The sequence below is a fragment of the Bifidobacterium vespertilionis genome (assembly GCF_008698145.1).
In the GTDB taxonomy this organism is placed as follows: domain Bacteria; phylum Actinomycetota; class Actinomycetes; order Actinomycetales; family Bifidobacteriaceae; genus Bifidobacterium; species Bifidobacterium vespertilionis.
Genome location: NZ_RZNZ01000021.1, coordinates 1 through 16,766 on the forward strand (window position 1 = coordinate 1; position 16,766 = coordinate 16,766).

13 protein-coding genes are annotated in these 16,766 nt (G+C 64.7%); 6 read left to right on the top strand and 7 right to left on the bottom strand.

From position 1 onward, the window contains the following. Nucleotides 1-490: 490 nt before the first annotated feature. From EMO90_RS11275 to EMO90_RS11305, 7 genes are all read right to left on the bottom strand, one after another. Entirely contained in the window at nt 491-1,492 is a 1,002-nt protein-coding gene (locus EMO90_RS11275; RefSeq protein ID WP_190972096.1) for a peptidase C39 family protein, read from the bottom strand. Nucleotides 1,493-1,522: 30 nt separating this feature from the next. Further along, entirely contained in the window at nt 1,523-2,842 is a 1,320-nt protein-coding gene (locus EMO90_RS11280; RefSeq protein WP_190973681.1) for an ABC transporter ATP-binding protein, read from the bottom strand. After that, nucleotides 2,728-3,183 (bottom strand): ATP-binding cassette domain-containing protein, encoded by a 456-nt coding sequence (locus EMO90_RS11285; protein WP_150354853.1) that lies wholly within the window; start codon nt 3,181-3,183, stop codon nt 2,728-2,730. The genes EMO90_RS11280 and EMO90_RS11285 overlap by 115 nt, the downstream gene beginning before the upstream one ends. After that, nucleotides 3,180-3,977: an ABC transporter permease gene (locus EMO90_RS11290; protein ID WP_150354852.1), complete on the bottom strand. Its 798-nt coding sequence runs from the start codon at nt 3,975-3,977 to the stop codon at nt 3,180-3,182. Before EMO90_RS11290 ends, EMO90_RS11285 begins: the two co-directional genes overlap by 4 nt. Then, nucleotides 3,974-5,110: an ABC transporter permease gene (locus EMO90_RS11295; RefSeq protein ID WP_223849840.1), complete on the bottom strand. Its 1,137-nt coding sequence runs from the start codon at nt 5,108-5,110 to the stop codon at nt 3,974-3,976. Before EMO90_RS11295 ends, EMO90_RS11290 begins: the two co-directional genes overlap by 4 nt. After that, nucleotides 5,107-6,810, bottom strand: a complete 1,704-nt coding sequence (locus EMO90_RS11300) for an ABC transporter substrate-binding protein (protein ID WP_190972095.1) — start codon at nt 6,808-6,810, stop codon at nt 5,107-5,109. The genes EMO90_RS11295 and EMO90_RS11300 overlap by 4 nt, the downstream gene beginning before the upstream one ends. 366 nt (nt 6,811-7,176) lie before the next feature. Then, complete coding sequence (locus tag EMO90_RS11305) at nt 7,177-8,394, bottom strand: AAA family ATPase (protein ID WP_150354850.1); 1,218 nt, start codon at nt 8,392-8,394, stop codon at nt 7,177-7,179. Between the two features lie 249 nt (nt 8,395-8,643). On the opposite strand from EMO90_RS11305, the gene EMO90_RS11310 reads away from it, so the two are divergent. Genes EMO90_RS11310 through EMO90_RS11335 form a run of 6 tightly spaced genes read left to right on the top strand, consistent with a single transcriptional unit; the run spans nt 8,644 to nt 16,763 of the window. After that, nucleotides 8,644-10,320 (top strand): ABC transporter substrate-binding protein, encoded by a 1,677-nt coding sequence (locus tag EMO90_RS11310; RefSeq protein ID WP_150354849.1) that lies wholly within the window; start codon nt 8,644-8,646, stop codon nt 10,318-10,320. Nucleotides 10,321-10,365: 45 nt separating this feature from the next. Then, nucleotides 10,366-11,337, top strand: a complete 972-nt coding sequence (locus EMO90_RS11315) for an ABC transporter permease (RefSeq protein WP_190972094.1) — start codon at nt 10,366-10,368, stop codon at nt 11,335-11,337. Continuing rightward, the gene (locus tag EMO90_RS11320) at nt 11,334-12,332 is read left to right on the top strand and encodes an ABC transporter permease (protein ID WP_223849839.1); all 999 of its coding nucleotides are present in this window, start codon (nt 11,334-11,336) and stop codon (nt 12,330-12,332) included. Before EMO90_RS11315 ends, EMO90_RS11320 begins: the two co-directional genes overlap by 4 nt. 56 nt (nt 12,333-12,388) lie before the next feature. Next, entirely contained in the window at nt 12,389-14,050 is a 1,662-nt protein-coding gene (locus EMO90_RS12525; RefSeq protein WP_223849838.1) for a M20/M25/M40 family metallo-hydrolase, read from the top strand. 14 nt (nt 14,051-14,064) lie between these two features. Continuing rightward, nucleotides 14,065-15,786 (top strand): dipeptide ABC transporter ATP-binding protein, encoded by a 1,722-nt coding sequence (locus tag EMO90_RS11330; protein ID WP_150354848.1) that lies wholly within the window; start codon nt 14,065-14,067, stop codon nt 15,784-15,786. After that, entirely contained in the window at nt 15,783-16,763 is a 981-nt protein-coding gene (locus EMO90_RS11335) for a uroporphyrinogen decarboxylase family protein (RefSeq protein WP_150354847.1), read from the top strand. The genes EMO90_RS11330 and EMO90_RS11335 overlap by 4 nt, the downstream gene beginning before the upstream one ends. Nucleotides 16,764-16,766: the final 3 nt, after the last annotated feature.

Here is a 16,766-nt window from a genome sequence, read left to right on the forward strand (position 1 = left end):
TGAGTTCTCAAACCACCACACACGCACAACCACCGGAACCAACCCCAAGGGAACGGCCCCGGCCGCCGTGCGGCAGCGAATGAATAACCTACACGCAAAACCACGAACACGCAAACCCAAGCCAACCGGAACATGAACAACCATTGAAAAACCAAGCATCCCACGGCGTGTCGCAACCAACACGAAACACAAGACAACAATGGCGCGACGGGCGAGAACGGGACGACACGCGAAGAACGGGCCACGCACGAAAATGTAAGGATCCTTCGACTCCGCGCTACGCTGCCCGGCCGCGCCGGGCCGTCGCCGCCTTGGCGGCGGCTCCCTTCGCCTACGGACAGCCCACTGGGCTGTCCGCTTCACGGCTCGGTGCTCAGGATGACAATGGGGAGCTCCGCCCTGCGTTGTCCGGCCGCGTCGGACCGTCGCCGCCCTGGCGGCAGCCCGACCGAAATCGCGCCAGGCCACGCAGACGAGAAAGCCACCGGCCCTACAACACCAGCATGGCCTGCGCAGAGCGGGGGGCATCGTATCGGATCATCAAATCTAGATCATCCTGCCAAACGGGCATCTGGAAGGCGTCTACGGCGCTTTCGCCAAAATCGGCGTCGGTCCACGGATCGTCCACCAGCAGCGCCCCCGACGGATCGCGACCGGTTACGGTCACCCAGTGCGGGCAGGCCTCGCCGTGCATATGCAGCTCATCGATCAGCACCACGGCAATGCGTCCATCGTCCACCAGGCGGCCGATCGTTTCGGCACCGAACGCACCCACGCGCACGGCGATTCCCCGTTCGCGGACCTGCCGCTCAAAATCGAGCTGGGTATCCCGGGCGAGACGGGCATCCAGAATGCCCAGCCCACTGTCCGGATGCAGAACCGGACCAGCGGCGGACACATAGACTTCAGGACGTGCGCCGCGCCGATCGGCGGCCAAGGCCAAACCATACGGATCGCAGGCCACCACGATCGTCGCCTCGCGCCACAGGGCCAGCTCCTCGTCACGCGTGGGGGAGGGTGCAAGCCCCCGGCGATGCAGCGCGTCCAGCAGCGCCACAGGGCCGCAGGTGAATTCGGTGGTCTGCCGGTAATGCGCAAATCGGCCGTCTTCCGCCGAATCCATGCCGTCCGCGACGTCATCCTCCGCTGCATCATCCCCCGCAGCATCATCCCCCGCCGCGTTCAGCCCCTCGACCTTCACCGTTGCAATGCCGGGCTGGCTGGACGCATGGCGGACGGCAAACGCGATGAGATCGGCCCATAGGCATTCGTCCCCGCCGATCGCGGTCAGTTTCTCCTGCGCGGTATGCGGACGGTGGTATCCAAGCAGCGCGGCTACGTTGTTGCCATCAGCGGCCGCATACACCGTGCGTCTCAGCACGCCACCGGCCCGGACCAGAGCGGCATGCGTGGGCTCCGGCAGCGGAAGGCCGTCGACCGATTCGGGATTGCAGCCCGGCTCAAGGGGGACGGCGATGGTTCGGATTGCCATACAAACTCCTTGCATATGCGATTATGCCTGTTATTCCAACGGTTTGGGCATGGCTGCGATAAGCGCGCGGACATAGTCGTGCCGCGGATGGTTCATCACCTGGTCCGTGGTCCCACTCTCCACGATCCGCCCGTTGCGCATGACGGCGATGCGATCCGCAATGCGGCGAACGGTGTCCAGATCATGCGAGATGAACAGCATGGCCAGACCCAATCGACTACGTAGCTCCAGCAGGGTTTCCAGCACATGGGTCTGGATGTTGGCATCGAGCGCGGTGACGGCCTCGTCCGCCACCAGCAGACGCGGTTCGGGGGCAAGGGCGCGCGCGATGGCGACGCGCTGGCATTGGCCTCCGGACAGGGTGCCGGGTTTGCGGTCGATGAGATCGGGCTCCAGCCCCACCTTCGCGAGCAGCGCACGGATGGCCGCGGCATCGCTCGGCTTGCCGGAGACACGCAGTGCCTCGGCCAGCGTGCGGCGGACGGTCATAGTGGGATTGAGCGATCCGTACGGGTTCTGGAACACCAGTTGCGCGCGTTCCCGTGACCAGCCGGAGTCTCCGGAACCCCCCGGATACGCGACGATCCCGGCATCCGGCGTCTCCAATCCGACCAGACACCGGGCCACCGTGGACTTGCCCGAGCCCGATTCGCCCACAAGCCCCAGAATTTCGCCGGCGCGGACCTCGAAGGACACATCGTCCACCGCCGGTGCGGACGAACCCGCATAGGTTTTGACCAGATGCTCGGCCCGGACCACCACCGACCCGGGTTCAGGCGGAGCGGACGGACGCAGCCGGGAATGCGCCTCCAGCAGCTCGCGCGTATACGGGGAGCGCGGATGATGGACCACATCGTTCCGATCGCCCTCCTCCGCCACCGATCCGCCGTGGAACACGATGAGATGATCGGCCCGCTCCACGGCCAGAGCCAGATCATGCGTGATGAGCAGCAGCGTCATGTGCCGGCCGGATCGCAGGGATTCGAGCAGATCGAGCACGGTCTCCTGCGTGGAGGCGTCAAGCGCGGTGGTGGGCTCGTCGGTGATCAGGATCCGCGGATTCGGGGCCAATGCGGCCGCGATCGCCACGCGCTGGCGCATGCCGCCGGACAGCTCATGCGGGTAGGCGTCGTACGTGCCCGCTGGCAGGCCCACGTCCGCAAGCAGCTGCTCCACGGCCTCTCTGCGGTCGGATTTGGACAGGCGGTCGGATTTGGACAGGCGCTCGGATTGGGTCAAACGACCGGACGCCCCGCCACGGGACGCGCCAACACGCAGGCCATCGGCGATCTGCCGCCCGCAGGTGCGCAGCGGGTCAAGCGAGGAGAACGGATCCTGCGGCAGCCACACGATCGTGCCGCCCCGCAGCGCACGCCACGCCCGCTCTCCGCAGCCAGATCGATCGGCTCGCCGAACAATGCGTAATCGCCGGAAACACGGGCGCGCTCAGGCAGCAGGCCGGACAGCGCCTTGGCCGTGACCGATTTGCCGGAGCCCGATTCGCCCACCACGGCCACGGTGGCGTCCCGCGGAATGGTCAGGTCCACGCCGTGGATGATCTCCGCGCCTCCGATCGCCACGCGCAGCCCCTTCACCCGCACGGCGGGAACGGGGTCGAGAGGGGCGGAGTCGCCAGGGACAGCGTGGCCGGGAACGATCGGGCCGGCCGGCGTGATGGTTTCACCGCTCATCGGATCGTCCTTTCCGTGCGCTCGGTGATCCAATCGCCCACCACATTCAGCGCGATCGACGTGACGATGATGGCCACGCCGGGCGCGACGGCGGCCATCGGATTGTCGAACAGCAGGTTGCGCGCGTCCGCGAGCTGACGGCCCCAATCGGCGTCCTGCGGGGAAACGCCCAGGCCCAGAAACGACAGCGACGAGAGCGATACCAGCGCATTGCTCATGTCCAGGAACAGCGCCGCGCCCACCAGCGGGCGGATCACCGGGAACAGATGGAAGCACAGCGTGCGCAGCGGTCCGAGCTCCAGCAGCCGGGCCGCGTCCAGGAACGGATCGTTGATGTGCGCGAGCGCGCCGGAGCGCACCAGACGCACCTCGTAGGGGGCGTACAGGATCACGAACACCAGCACGTTGACCCAGTAGCCGCCGCCGATCACGCCGGCCACCACAATGGCCAGCAGCAGCGTGGGCATGGACAGCATGAGTTCGACCACGCGGGAGATCACCCAATCCACCCAGCCTCCCGCATAGGCGGCGAGCAGGCCGAACACCAGTCCCACCGCCATCGCGCCGAGGGCGATGACAACGGGCCCCACGATCGCCGTGCGCGCCCCGGCCAGCGTGAGCTTGAACACGTCGCGTCCCAGCGCGTCGGTGCCGAGCGGGTGGTCGGGCCCGGGGGCGGAGGTGGACAGGAGGATGTTCTGGTCCAGGGCCCCGGAGCTGAAGGCTGGGATGAGTCCAAGCAGAACCACGGCGGCCAACAGCACGGCGGCGAGGATGACGGGCAGTCGTCTCATGCGGTCGCCTCCTTGGAATCGCTGGCATCATTGGCATCGACGGCGACCGGAATGGTTGCCGGAGCGACGGTGGGCCGTTGGCGGACGCGCAGACGCGGGTCGATGAGCACGGCCAGCGCGTCGACGATTGCCGTGGCCACGCAGATGATCGTGGCCATGATCATCGTGATCGCCTGCACGGTGGGGATGTCCTTGAAGGTCACGGATGTCTGCAGCAGCGTGCCCAGACCGCCGACCGCGAACGTGGTCTCCACGATCACCGTGCCGGACACGAGGGTGGCGATCAGCAGACCGGACGAGGTGACGATCGGCAGCGCGGCATTGCGCAATTGCGCGAGCAGCACGGTCCACCGGGCCACGCCGCGCGACCGGGCGAACAGCGTGTAGTCGGCGTCCACCTGATCCGCAAGCGAGGCGCGGGAGATCTTGACCACCGACGCGAACAGGCCCACGGCCAGCGTGATGGCGGGCAGGAGCAGATGCCACAGGGCGTCGATCAGGCCACCGTCGCCCAGACCGTAGATGGGGAACCAACCGAGTCGGACGGACAGGACGTAGAGCAGCAGCAGGCCGACCGCGAAGCTTGGGGCGCTCAGACCGGTGACGGCGAGCGCGGTGATGAGACGGTCCTGCCACCGGCCGTGGCGGCGGGCCGCGAGGATGCCCAGAGGCAGGCCGATCAGCAGTGCGATCGCAAGGGCCATCAGGGCCAGGGCGAGCGTGATCCACGCGCGCTGGCCGATCATCTGCGAGACGGGCAGCTGCGTGCGGATGGAGGTGCCGAAATCTCCGTGCAGCAGATTGCCGAGCCATCGCAGGTACTGCCGCCACAGGGGCTCGTCGAGGTGGTACTGGGCGCGGATGGCGGCGAGCTGCTCGGGGCTCACCTTCTTGGCGCCGGCCAGCGTGCGCGCGGGGTCGCTGTTGGTCATGTACAGCAGGCCGAAGGTGATCAGGGAGAGCACGAACAGCAGGAGGATCAGATTCGCCAGTCGCTTGCCGAGGAACTGCGCGGCCCGGATCCAGGGGCTTGCGTTTCCGGCCGTCCGGCGCCGCGAACGCGCCCGAGGGCGGCCCGGGTCCGACGCCCGCAAACCGCCCTCGTCGCGAAGGTTGCTCGTATTGCCCGTCACTGCTGTTCCACGAAGTCCGCGGCCCAGTTGGTGCCGAGCCAGAACGTGTCGACGCCCTTGAGACCCAGGCCCTTCTTGGTGGCGACGGCCGCCTTGCCCCAGTAGACCGGCGAGTAGATGTCCTGCTCAAGGGCGGTCTTGGTGGTGTCGAGGACGATCTGCAGCTTCTCGGACGGGTCGGTCAGCGTGCCGATCTTGTCGGTCTGCGCGGCCACGTCGGCGTCGGTCCAGTTGGCGGGGTTGGCGCCCGCGCCGCCGGCGGCGAGCAGCCAGGAGGTGACCTCGTTGGGCTGCGGGGTGGTGGGGTTGTAGATCATCCATGCCACGCCCTGCTTGCCGTTGCCGACCTCGCTCAGCCACTGCTCGAGCGGGATCTCCTTGACGTCCAGCGTCACGCCGATCTGCTTGAGCGAATCGGCGAGCGCGAGGGAGGCCTGCCCCACGGCCGGGTAGCCGGTCGGGTAGGTGAGGGTGGTGCTGAAGCCGGAGGGCTGCGAGGACTGGGCGATCTCGCTCTTGGCCTGGTCGATACTGTAGCTCAGGGCGCCCAGATCGGCCACCTTCTTGGCGGCCTCGTCCTTGCTGTTGTTGGTCCAGCCGGCCAACTGCTCCGGGGAGTCGATGCCGGTGGCCACCTCGCCGTAGCCCTTGAGCACGCCCTTGACGATGCCTTCCTTGTCCAGCGCGTAGGAGATGGCCTTGCGCACGTGGATGTCGTCGAACGGCTTGACGCCCTGGTCGAAGGTCAGGCCGTAGTAGGAGCGGTCGGAGTAGGCGGTGACGTTCGATCCGTTCTGGCTCCACTGGGCCACGCTGGTCACGGGCACGTTGAAGGAGGCGTCCACCGTGCCGTTCTGGAAGGCGAGCAGCCTGGTGGAGTCCTCGGTGATGAAGTCCACGCGCACGGTGTCCGGGCCGTCGTTGGTGCCCCAGTAGTCCTTGAACTTCTCAAGGCTCACGTGGCTGGACGGGTCGAATTCGGTGACCTTGTACGGGCCGGTGCCCACGATCAGCTTGCTGGCCGAGCCGTAGTCGGAACCGGCCGATTCGCGGAACGCCTTGGAGGTGACGAACAGACCGGCCACGTTGGACACCTGCGTGGGGAATTCGCTCTGCGGGGTCTTCAGAGTGATCGTGATCTGCGCGTCACCGGTCTTCTCCACCTTGTCCACGTAGTCGGGCCAGTAAACGGACAGGCCCGGGGACAGGGTGGCGTCGCGCGCGGTGTTGATGGAGTCGATCACGTCGTCGGTGGTGAGCGTGCTGCCGTCGTGCAGCTTGACGCCCTGGCGCAGATCGAACACCCACGTCTTGTTATCCGTGCTGCTCCACTTTTCGGCGAGCGCGGGGATCACCTTGCCGGTCGCGTCCACGCCGGTGAGGCCCTCCTGATACAGCGCGGCGAGCTGGTAGTTGGCGCTGCCGGCCTCCTGATTCACGCTCAGCGTGCTCACTGCGGAGGCGCTGGCGATCTTCAGATCCTTGACGGGCGTGCCGGTGGAGGTCTTCGCCCCGGTTTCGCTGGGAACGGTGGGCTGACCGGTGGCGATGCTCGCGTTCGCGCCACCGCACGCGGCGAGCGCCACGGCCATGACGGCCGCGATGGCGGTGGTCACGATCCTGCGGCCGATGGTGGCGAGGCGGTTCGGCTGGGCCGAGCGGATGGCGGTTTGCGGGCTGATCGGGGTGGGATGGGTCATGGTTCCTCTTCTCGTCATTTTCGATCCGCTCCCCACATTACGGAGGAACCGCCGGTTCCCCAAATGGGCTCCATAGCCCATAATCGTTGGAATTTCAACGATTATGGGCCAGTTATAGGTTATTGGTATGGCGGAATGCGACCGGTTTGCGCGTCACTCGGCGCGAAGAGACCGCGAAGAGACCGTCACGCGGCGCGACTTCCGTCACCCGGCGCGATCGCACCCCGTGACGCAGTCCCGAAACCCTTGAAAATCAAGGCCTCCCGAACGACGTCACCCGGCGCGCCCGCTCCCCGTGACGCACGCCACGCCGCGTGACGCACTCCGCTCCCCGTGACGCGCAGGCGCAGCCCCGTTCACGGCCAACTAGGCCGCACTGTCGTGGAGCTGATTCTCCACTGGCTCCGATCGACGAATGAATTCGTCCATCCCGGGCACGGTGAACGAAACACGACCGCGTTCCGGCGCATAGATCAGCCCCAGTTCGATCAGCGACAGCCTGATAGAGGACAAATCGGAGGCGCTGCGATTCAGACGCTTCGCAACCTGGGCCGACGTGCATGATTCGCCGATCGCCGCCATCGCGGCAAGATATTCCCGCCCCAACGGGGTCGCACGCTGCCATCGCGATATGTACAAGCCCCGGTCCAACTCCGCGCGGGCGACCGGCTCGCCGCGCCTCACCGCCGCCACGGTGATCGGATTGGAATCCGCCGCATCCCACGCGGCTTTCCCATATGCCTGAATGAAGTACGGATATCCGGTTGACAATTCAACCAATCGGGACAAAGCCTCGTCGTCAAACGCATAGCCAAGCTCGTTTGCCGGCTTCTGGAAACCGTCGGCCACCGCCGCATCATCAAGACGCCCGATCACGCGGTACTCAAACAATCGCTCGGCATAGGACCGCGACTTGGTCAGCACCCCGGGAAGATTCGGCAGCCCCGCTCCGATGATGTAGAACGGCAGATTGCGCTGCCCCATTTTGTGCTGCACCACGATCAGCGTGGCCATGACCTCCACGGACATGTCCTGAAATTCGTCCACGAACAGAAACAGTCCCGAGCCTTCCTTCCCCAGCTCCTCCGATAATCCCTCGATCAGCAATTCAAGGCGATACGAGGAAGTCTGCACACCGCGCTTCGTCGCGGCTTCACCGCCAAGTTCGACTTTTGCGGAGCCGAACACAAAGTCCAGCGAGATCGACTCGACATGGGCGAACACATCAGACAAACGCCGCCTCAAGTCGGCCTTGCGAACGCGCATGACGGCCAGGCTGATCTCGCGGAACAACTCGTCATATTCAGCCTCCGCGTCACCATTGGCTTCGATCTGCACCGTCGCCATGCCCGCCTCGGCCGCCATGGCACCAAGCTTGAGCAGCAACACGGTCTTGCCCATGCCCCGAAGGCCACTGTAGATAACCCCTCGGTCCAGAAGCCCCAGTTTGGTACGGGTCGTCATCCGCTCCATCAGCGAAAGATCCTGTGCACGCCCCACGAGTTCGGGAGGCTGCTTACCCGCCCCGGGCATAAACGGGTTCAGCGCATGCAACGGCAACGTTCCGGCATCGGTCTCCATCATCCGCTCCAATCGCCTGTATGGATCTTTATGTCATTTTATCCATCAAAAGATATAAAAATAACCCGTTTTGCCAAATATCCAATACTATCTGCCCTATAACGTCCCATAGCCAACACGTATGACGACCACGCCGAGTCGGCATCGCAGGCCTTCTAGACTCGCTGAGCAATGGCGCACGGCCGAGACCGCTTTGGGGAGACCACATAGCGGCTCCCACACATAAATCAAGCGCGCCGGGAGAGGAACAACATGACGGCAATCAAGGATCTATGGCACACCACGTGGAGGAAGACCGCGGCGGCGGCGATCGCAGCGGTCTGCGCGGTCTCACTGGCCGGATGCGGACTCAACACGTCCGTGGGAACCGCAGCCACGGCAGCAGGAACATCCGCGCAATCCACCGACACCGTGCGGTACGCCCTGTGGAGCAACCCGAACGGCCAGTTCAACCCAGTCACCTACTTCACCGACTATGATCGTGCGATCATTTTCAACGTCTACAGCCGACTGGTCGTACTCGACGCGCAGCAGAACTATCAGCCGTCGCTTGCCAAGTCCTACAACTGGTCCGCAGACGGCAAGGAACTGACCTTCGAGCTGCGCGACAATGTGAAGTGGCATGACGGCGAGCCGTTCACCGCTCAGGATGTGGTGTACACCTATGCCGCCACCGCCAATAAGGACTTCCCGCTCGACCCGTCCACGCTTGTACAGCATCTGGAGGGCTATGAGGACTACCACGCCGGAAAGACGCAGGACTTCGCCGGCATCACCGCACCGGACGACCACACCGTGGTCTTCCACTTCGCCACCCCGTATTCGGGCGCGCTGGCGACGTTCGCTGACAAGCCGGTGCTCGCCAAGCACGTGTGGGAGAAAGTCCCGATCGCACAGTGGAAGACCGCGACCGATCTGCTCAAGCACCCGATCGGCACCGGCCCGTACAAGTTCAAGGAGTTCGTGGACGGGCAATATGTCGCCCTCGAAGCCAACCCCGACTACTTCGAGGGCGCCCCCGCCACCAAGAACCTGATCTTCAAGATCGTCAGCCCGGACACCCTGCAGACCGCCGTGATCAACAAGGAGGTGGATATCGCCGAAATCTCCAACTTCAACTCCAAGGAGCTTGATGCATACAAGCAGCAGGGCGTCAACATCGTCGAAGGCGAGGGCAACGGCGGACAGTACCTCACCTTCGACACCAAGAACCCGAAGCTTGCGGACAAGCGCGTGCGCCAGGCGCTGCTCTACGCCATCAACCGCAAGGGCATCATCGATTCCCTGCTGTACGGCCACGGCATCACCTTCAATGCGCAGGCGCACCCCTCCGATCCCCTGTACCCGAAGGATCTGAACTCCTACGACTACAGCCCGGAAAAGGCCAAGGAACTGCTCAAGGAGGCCGGCTGGACCGACACCGACGGCGATGGTTTCCTTGACAAGGATGGACAGAAGTTCACCTTCACCATCAACTTCCCCACCGGCAACAAGACCCGCGAGCTGTCGGCCCCGATCATCCAGAAGAACTTCCAGGACATCGGGATCGACGCGCAGCTCAGCCAGGCTGATTTCAACACGACCCTCGCCATTCTGCAGGATCCGAACAAGCAGTATGACGGCGTGCTGATGGGCGGCACCTTCCGACCTCAGCAGTACGGCAGCGCCAACTGGTGGTCCCGCTGGGGCGAGGACGGCGAGAGCAAGGCCGCGCTGGACAAGGTCAACGAAACGACTGATCCGACAGCACTCGCGCAGGCCGTGAGCCAGTACCTGCATCTGGAGAATGACGAGGTGCCGTTCGCGTTCCTGTACATCCCCAACCAGGGCACCGCCGTGCGCCCGGAGGTGAAGAACTTCGAGCGCTCCACCTACGAGATCTTCAGCAACGTGTCCAAGTGGTCCGTCTCGCCCTCACAGGCGCAGTAAGCCATCACAGACAAGCAACAGCCAGCAAAAGAGGTTGACCATCCCATGCCCATCGTCAAATACATAGCCCGACGAGCCGCCATCGCGGTTGTGGTGCTGTTCGGCATCTCGCTGATCGTGTTCGCCGTGCTGAACCTGCAGCCGGGCAATCCCTACGCGTCGATGTTCAGTCCGCAGACCGACGCGGCGACCCGTGAGGAGCTGCTGCGCAAGGTCGGCTACTACGACCCGTTGTGGCTCAAGTACGTCAAGTGGGTCGGCCGGGCCCTGCAGGGCGATCTGGGCTACTCGATCCAGTTGGGCGTGCCCGTGACCGCCGTGATCGCCAGCCGAGTGGGCAACACGCTCGTGCTGACCGTGGCGGCCGCCGTGATCGCATTCGTGTTCGCGCTGCCGGTGGGCATCTACTCGGCCATCCGCCGCGGCCGCGTCTCGGACCGTCTGATCACCGTGGTGACGTTCGGCATCATGTCGATCCCGGCGTTCTTCCTCGCGATGATCCTGATCCGCGTGTTCTCCGCGCAGCTGAAGGTTCTGCCGAGCTCGGGCATGATCACACCCGGGTTCGCGGGCACCCCGGAACAAGTCACTTGGGACGTGATCCGCCATCTGATCATGCCCGCCACCGTGCTGGCGGCGATGAGCTTCGCCACGTACAGCCGCTACATCCGTTCCTCGACCAGTGAACTGCTTGATGCGGATTTCGTGCGGGCCTTGTTCGCCAAAGGCCTGTCGCGCCGATCCGTGATTTACGGGCACGTGCTCAAGAACGCGGCCAAACCCATCGTCACCGTACTCATGCTGGCCGTTCCCGGACTGTTGTCCGGCGCGCTGATCACCGAGACCGTGTTCTCGTGGTCCGGCATCGGCCGCTTGGGCTATGACGCCGCCGTGGGACGCGATTATCCGCTGCTGATGGGCATCACGCTCCTGTTGGCCCTCGTCACATTGTTGGCCAATCTACTGGGCGATGTCATCAACGTCATTATCGATCCGAGAATCAGGGTGCAGTCATGAGCATTGAAAACACAGCCGTTCCGTCGATCGCGACCGCGGCCGCCATGCATGGGGCGAAGGACAACGTCATACAGACCGTGAGCGACGCCACCGCCAGTGATACCGTCGGCAGAACGACCGCCGATCATGCCACAAGGAGCAGTCACAGTCTGCTGCGCAATCCGCTGTTCGCGGGCGGGCTTGCGGTGACCCTCGCCATCGTGGCGGCGTGCCTTGCGGCACCGTTGCTAACCCGTTACGCGCCCAATGACATCGATCTGAACAGTCTTGAAGTGGCGCCCTCCGCCACGCACTGGCTCGGCACCGATGCTCTGGGGCGAGACATCTTCTCCCGCCTGCTGTACGGTGGTCGCATGTCCATCCTCGTCGGTCTCGCCGCCGTCGCCCTGCAGATCGTCATCGGCGTCACCTTGGGCACTGTGGCAGGCTATCACAAGGGCATCGTGGATGCGATCGTGATGCGCATCTCGGAAATCTTCCAGTGCTTCCCCTTCTACCCGCTGGCCATCACAATCGCCGCGGTGTTCGGCGCGAACGTATGGAACGTGGTGCTGATCATCGGCGTGCTGCAGTGGCCGGGACTCGCACGATTGGTGCGCGCCGAAGTGCTGTCCCTGAGAGAGCATGCCTTCGTGGACTATTCCCGCGCGATCGGCGTACCTACTTGGCGCATCCTGTGGAACGGTCTGGTGCGCAACTGCATACCGGTCATCGTGGTCAACGGCACGCTGGCCGTGACCACCGCCATTCTGTCCGAAGCCGCGCTGAGCTTCCTCGGCTTGGGCGTCTCCCAGCCCGATCCAAGCTGGGGCAACATGCTGTCCTCCGCGCAAAACTTCCGCGTGCTCAGCTACGAGCCCTGGATGTGGATTCCCCCGGGCGTCGCCATCGCCCTGCTCGTACTTGCGGTCAACGCCATGGGCGAAGCGCTGCAGGAACACGTCCGGCCGCGCTTCGGCTACATCGCGGACATCGCGCCCTCGCATCGGCACTGAACGCTCCCCATCCATTCCCATCTCATCCCCAATTTCCGAAGGAACGCATCACCATCATGACAACCCACACCAATCTCAGCGCGGAGGAACGCTCGGCGCTGGACGAGGCGTCGATCTGGTTCGACCGGCATCGCGGCGAATTCTCGCAGGATCTGCTGGACTGGGTCTCGATCCCGTCCGTTTCGGACACCCGTCAAGCCCGTGAAGGGGAACCCTACGGCCCGCAGGTGGCACGCATGTTCCGTGCGGCCGCGCAACGGGCCAGCGACTTCGGACTGAACAGTACGGACCGCGAGGGCCACGCCCTGGAAGTTTGGCTCGGGGATGACGGATCGGAACTGGGCGATATCGCGCTGGTGTCGCATCTGGATGTGGTGCCCGCGGGTCAGGGCTGGACCTTCGAGCCGTTCAAGCCGGTGGAGCGGGCCGGATATGTGATCGGCCGGGGCAGCTCGGACAACAAGCTCGGCGCGCTCACGGACCTGTATCTGCTGCGGTTCCTCAATGAACGGTTCCTCGGCAAACGCCCCCTCAGCGAACGCCCCCTCAGCGAACGCCCCCTCAGCGAACGCCCCCTCAGCGAACAACCCCTCAGCGAACAACCCCTCAGCAAACGCCCCCTCAGTGAACAATCCCTCGGCGGGCGCGGCACGCATCTGCGCCACAACCTGCACATCATCTACGGCGGTGCCGAGGAGACCACGCTGGACGATCTGCGCTACTACGTGGCCCATTACGGGGCTCCCCGGCAGGCGGTCGTCACCGACAGCCCGTTCCCGGCGAACAACGCGCAGAAGGGCCATCTGGTGCTGGACATCCATCTGCCCGCCGGCCCGGTGCTGTCCACGCTGGATGTTGGCGGCGCATCGAACGCGGTGCCCGGGCACGGCACGATCGCGTTGCCCGCATCGCTCGCAGCCGTCCCGGGCAATGCGTTCGACGATCTGGACGCCGAGACGCGCGGTCGTCTGTCGATTTTGACTGCGACGGACGGCAAGGGACTTGTGCTGGAGGCCGAGGGCGTCGCCGGCCATGCCGCGTTCCCCGATGGCACCAGTAACGCGATCATTCTGCTGGTTCGCGGCTTGCTGGCGATCGATCGTCATACGCCGTTTTTGGACGACCGCGACTGCGTCACAGCCGAAACGATCGTCGCCCTGTTTCACAGCCCCTACGCCGAAGGATCGCCGATCGCGTTCTGCGACGAGGAAAGTGGCCGCACCACGCAGAATCTCGGCGTCGTGCACCCGTCCAGAACCGGCGACGGGGTCGATCTGACCGTGGACATCCGCTACGCGGTCACCCAGCATGGCCCCGACATCGAACGCGCGCTCGCGGGGCGGCTTCAGGCGGCCGGAGGATCGATCACGCACGTCGAACGATCCGACCCGTTCTTCGTGCCCAAGGACGATCCGCGTCTCCAGGCGCTGCTGAGCGCCTACAACGATGTGATCGGCGTGCACGAGGAGCCCAATGCGATGGGCGGCGGCACCCACGCGCGCGTCATCCCGGGCGCCCTGAACTTCGGCCCCGGCTTCGGCGGACTCACGGACGCCAACGGCGAGCGCATCTCCCGCAAACCCGACTTCATCGAGGACGGCAAGGGCTCCGCGCACGGCGCCGACGAATGGGCCTCGATCGACGACGCCAAAACCGCCTTCCTCATCTACCTGCTGGGCGTCCTGCGGCTCGACGCCGTGCTGGACGCGGACGACTGATTCAAGGAGTTCACATGACCGATGCCACAGAGCATGCGGAAACCCCCGCGCTGTCGGTGAGGGATCTGGATGTGGTGTTCACCGCCGAGTATTCCGGAGATTCGGACGTTCATGCCGTTGACCACCTGAGCTTCGATGCCCATGCCGGCGAAGTCCTCGCAATCGTGGGCGAATCAGGGTCCGGCAAATCCGTGACCGTGCAGGCGCTGCTGGGTCTTCTGCCCCAGTATGCCTCGGTGACGGGCACGCTCTCCACGGCCGACGAACGGACGTTCGACCTGTCCGATCCCGCGCAACTGCGCGACCTGCGCGGCACGCACGTGGCCATGGTATTTCAGGATCCCTACGCCAGCCTGGATCCGGTATTCACCATCGGCCGGCAGCTCGCGGAAGCCGTCGCCGTCGCGGAGCCGTCGCTGGATCGCAAGCGGGTGCGCGACCGCGTGAACGAGCTGCTTGACGATGTGCGGCTCGGCGATGTCGAGGGCATCGCCGGCAAATATCCGCATGAGCTTTCCGGCGGCCAGCTGCAGCGCATCATGATCGCCATGGCCCTGGCCGAGCATCCCCAGGTGCTGCTGGCCGACGAACCGACCACCGCATTGGACGCCACCGTACAGCAGGAAGTGCTCGACCTGCTGTATTCGGTGTGCCACGATCTCAATATCGCGACCATCATCATCACGCACGACATGGGCGTGGTGGCTGACATCGCCGATCGCGTGCTGGTGATGCATTATGGTCGTTTCGTGGAGCATGGAACGGTGGACGAGGTGTTCCGCGCGCCCAAGGAGGAATACACGCAGAAGCTGCTGGCCGCCGTGCCCTCCGCGGACGGAACGGACCATGTTCCGGAATCAAAGTCCGGCGAGCCCTTCGACGATGTCAAACCCCTGCTCGATGTCAATCATCTGACGGTGTCATACCGCGATCGCAGCGGCAAAGTCAAAGAGGTCGTGCATGACGTGGGTTTTTCCATTCGGCCGCATGAGGTGCTTGCCCTGGTGGGACAATCCGGTTCCGGCAAGTCCACGATCGCCCGCAGCCTGCTGGGTCTGAACCCTCTCACGCAGGGCAAGGTACTCATTGACGGCAAGGACATCTTCGCGCTCAGGCGCAGGGAACGTCGCGCCGTCCAGGCACGGTTCGGCATTGTGTTCCAGAGTCCGTCGGAATCCTTGAACCCGCGTCTGACCATCGGCGACATCATCGCCGAGCCGTTGCGATTCGTGGGGCATATGAATCGCAAGGACAGCCGTAACCGAGCCCTGGAACTGCTGGACACCGTCCATCTGCCTGCGGATGTGATCGATCGCTACCCCAGCGAATTGTCCGGCGGGCAACGGCAGCGCGTCGCCATCGCACGGGCCATCGCTCTCAATCCCTCCCTGCTGATCGCCGACGAGCCCACATCGGCCCTGGATGTCTCCGTTCAGGCGGAGATTCTGGACCTGCTGCGCGGTCTGCAGCGCCGGATCGGATTCGCATGCCTGTTCATCAGCCATGATCTGCCGCTGGTCCGCAGCTTCAGCGATCGCGTGATCGTGCTGCATAACGGCAACGTGGTCGAATCGGGCGATACGGATGAACTGTTCACCCACCCGCATCAGGATTACACCCGCAACCTCATACTCAGCGCACCGGTCGCCAACCCCCGCATCCAGCGTGCCCGTCGCAGCGAGCGCTCCAACTCCCCCTCCAACCATCCCATCCCCTCGAAAGGAACCATCAAGTGAACAAGCGCGAACGCGTGCTCAACGCCCTCAACAACCGTCCGGCCGATCATGTGCCCGTGGGATTCTGGTTCCACTTCGCCGGCGAGCAGGCGGCGGGCGAGGCCAATGTGCAGGCCCATCTGGAGTATTACCGCCAGACCGATCTGGACTTCCTGAAGGTCATGTCCGACGGGTTCTTCAACTACCCGCTGCCGAGCGGCATCAGCAGCCCCAAGGACTGGTACCGGCTTGAGCCGCTGGACGAGCATGATCCATGGATCGAACGGCAGGTGGAACGCGTCGCGGCGCTGGTCAAGGCGATCGGCGATGAGCGCTGCGTGTTCTACAACGTTTTCGCGCCGCTTTCATATCTGCGCTTCGGCGTGGAGAGCAACGGCGGCGATTTTCAGCATCTGGTCGCGGACCTGCGCGCGAACCCCAACGCGGTGCTCCACGCCCTCGACGCGGTGGCCGTCAGCGCGTCGATCCTGGCCCGCCGCGTGATCGAGGAAGCCGGCGCCGACGGCGTCTACTATTGCGTGCAGAACGGCGAGAAGGGCCTGTTCACGCCCGAGGAGCACCGCCAATGGGTCCGTCCGTCCGATCTGTACGCCCTCGAGCGCGCCAACCGATACTCGGACAACAACATCGTGCACCTGTGCGGCTGGGCCGGACGCGAGAACCAGCTCGGACTGTGGCGAGACTACCCCGCCAAGGCCGTCAACTGGGCCGTGCACGTCGATCACCTCAGCCTCGACGACGGCCGCATCTTCTTCGGCGGCCGCGCCTCGCTCGGCGGCTTCGAAACCCACTGGGACGCCAACGGCCGCAAGGGCATCATCTACGACGGCACCAAGGATGAGCTTCAGGCCTACACCCGCGACGTGATCCTCGACCACGGCAAGCGCGGCCTGCTGCTCGGCGGCGACTGCACGATCGACGCGAAGCTCGACTGGGAACGCATCCGCTGGATCGTCGAGGCGGCCAGGGAGCTGTAGGCT